General features: G+C 67.3%; 6 protein-coding genes. All 6 read left to right on the forward strand.

Going from position 1 to position 1,904, the window contains the following annotated elements; all coding sequences use genetic code 11:
- The coding region (locus GGQ89_RS19770; RefSeq protein ID WP_184107195.1) for a hypothetical protein at positions 1-315 on the forward strand (315 nt) is incomplete at its 5' end.
- Positions 308-793 carry a hypothetical protein gene (locus tag GGQ89_RS19775; RefSeq protein ID WP_184107197.1) on the forward strand — a complete coding sequence of 162 codons (486 nt, stop codon included), beginning with the start codon at positions 308-310 and terminating at the stop codon, positions 791-793. The genes GGQ89_RS19770 and GGQ89_RS19775, both read left to right, overlap by 8 nt.
- Positions 790-1,029: a hypothetical protein gene (locus tag GGQ89_RS19780; RefSeq protein WP_184107199.1), complete on the forward strand. Its 240-nt coding sequence runs from the start codon at positions 790-792 to the stop codon at positions 1,027-1,029. The genes GGQ89_RS19775 and GGQ89_RS19780 overlap by 4 nt, the downstream gene beginning before the upstream one ends.
- Positions 1,029-1,193 (forward strand): hypothetical protein, encoded by a 165-nt coding sequence (locus tag GGQ89_RS19785; protein WP_184107201.1) that lies wholly within the window; start codon positions 1,029-1,031, stop codon positions 1,191-1,193. Before GGQ89_RS19780 ends, GGQ89_RS19785 begins: the two co-directional genes overlap by 1 nt.
- The gene (locus tag GGQ89_RS19790) at positions 1,190-1,687 is read left to right on the forward strand and encodes a hypothetical protein (protein WP_184107203.1); all 498 of its coding nucleotides are present in this window, start codon (positions 1,190-1,192) and stop codon (positions 1,685-1,687) included. Before GGQ89_RS19785 ends, GGQ89_RS19790 begins: the two co-directional genes overlap by 4 nt.
- On the forward strand, positions 1,684-1,904 hold a 221-nt coding region (locus tag GGQ89_RS19795; protein WP_221239036.1), incomplete at its 3' end, for a hypothetical protein. The genes GGQ89_RS19790 and GGQ89_RS19795, both read left to right, overlap by 4 nt.

Here is a 1,904-nt window from a genome sequence, read left to right on the forward strand (position 1 = left end):
AAGATCGACGAGCGGGGCGACCTGTTCGAGTCCTTCCGCGTCCGCGCCGAGAAGCTGGGGATCAAGTCGCCCTACGCGCTGATCCGCCTGATTGAGGTGGCCGCCGCGCTGACGAAGGCGCCGCGCGGCCAGCGCAAGTCGCCCGCCGTCAATGCGGTGGTCGCCAACTTGAAGGATGGTATGGGATATGCCGAGCGGGTGGCATCCGACGCCCGCGTCGAGTTCATCATTGCCCAGCGTGCAGCGAAGAAGGCTGCGGCCGATCTCGCCGCCCTCGGCGAAGCCCTCCAGTATGTGGAGGCGAGCCTTGGCTGATCCCAATCTCCCGCCGGTCGGGCGGCAGCCGTCCGTGCGTCAGGTCAGCCCCTCGGTGCGTACCCCATGGTACGGCAATGTGGTCGGCTATCGGAATGTCGACGGCATCCAGGTCGGTGGCGAGCGCTGGACCACCCAGCAGGCCGCCGCGATCCTCCATCGCGGGCTGGACCCGCTGACCTGCGAGGCGATGGAAGTCCGACGCCAAGCGGTCAACGCCGAGATCTGGATCCCGGTCGACACGCTCCCCGCGGTCTTCGCCTTCGACTGCCCGATCATCAAGCGGATGGCGGGCGACAAGGTGAAGGTGATCGCACCTGACGGCCAGCCCAAGATCGTCTTTGCCGACGGCTGGGGCCACCGGCCCTTCCGCCGCCCCAGGCAGCCCGACGATGGCTTCTATCAGGACCGCATCCTCGGCGCTGGCGGCTCCGGCTCTCGCCCCATCTTCTCCACTACTCGGAAGGCAATCCGATGACCTTTTCCGACCACGTCGCCCATGCCGTCGGCGCGGGCAGCATCGCCGCCATCGCCGCTATCGGCGTCTATTCCACCCGGTCAATCGGCCGTGACCTGATCGAGTCCCATGAGCGCATCGCCGAGGTGTGGTGCGCCATGGTCGAGCGTATCGCAGAGCGCTGGCACGCGGTCGCGGTGCTTTTCCCTGTCACTGGCGCGGCATCGTCCGACCGGCAGGCCGAGGAGCCGCGCTGATGGCCGCCGAATATCGCTCCGTCACCGTCGCTCCGGGTCACACGCTGCGCGTGCGCAAGCTGCCCAAGCAGACCGACCGCCCCGGCTTCGTCCGCGTCGAAGCGCGCCACCGCCCGCCCTTCGAAGTGAAAGCTTCCCTCTGGAATGAGGCTCCGATCGTATGAGCTACGCCAACATGGACCACGCCGGTTGGGTCCAAGAGAACAACGCTGCCGCGAACCAGATCTATCGGAACCGGAAGGGCTATAAGCCGCGCCCCGAGACGCTGACCGAGTTCCAGGCCAAGGTAATGGACATCTGCGGCATGGTCGGGGGCGGAATCTACAATGCCCCGATCAACTGGGACAAGGTCGAGTGGGGCCACGGTGCCCGCTGGAGCGGCGTCGTCGTGCCGTGGCGTGATGGCCGCATGGCGACCTTTGACTTCTACCCGCTGACGATGCTGGTCCTGCTCTGCCACGAGGCGCGCATCCGGTGCGAGATCACCGCGCGGGCCGCCGGGCATTTCCGTTTCGCCTTTCACCAGCGTGTCCACGAGGGCGGCATGGCTGCACGCCATCCCAGCATCGACGAGGCCGTCGCCGCCTTCCGCCGATACCTGCCGGACGATCACCGCATCATCTATCGCGCGCCCGACGCCGAGCAGGCGGCGGTATGACCGATCGTCCCATCATCTTCTCGGCCCCGATGGTGCGTGCCCTGCTCACTGGACGCAAGACACAGACCCGCCGGTTGGCCTCGTCGCCGCTGGCGCGCTGCGCGGTCGGTGACCGGCTCTATGTGCGAGAGGCGTGGGCACCGCTGTCGGCCTGCACGCACAACGACCCCGGCAGTCAGGCGATGGCCGACAATGGCTTCTATCGCGCCGATGGTGG

Source organism: Sphingomonas yabuuchiae (assembly GCF_014199595.1).
In the GTDB taxonomy this organism is placed as follows: domain Bacteria; phylum Pseudomonadota; class Alphaproteobacteria; order Sphingomonadales; family Sphingomonadaceae; genus Sphingomonas; species Sphingomonas yabuuchiae.

Excerpts from the sequence above, each read along its gene's own strand:
- GGQ89_RS19785 (WP_184107201.1), top strand. The coding sequence starts at position 1,029 with ATGGCCGCCGAATATCGCTCCGTCACCGTCGCTCCGGGTCACACGCTG.
- GGQ89_RS19790 (WP_184107203.1), top strand. The coding sequence starts at position 1,190 with ATGAGCTACGCCAACATGGACCACGCCGGTTGGGTCCAAGAGAACAAC.
- GGQ89_RS19780 (WP_184107199.1), top strand. The coding sequence starts at position 790 with ATGACCTTTTCCGACCACGTCGCCCATGCCGTCGGCGCGGGCAGCATC.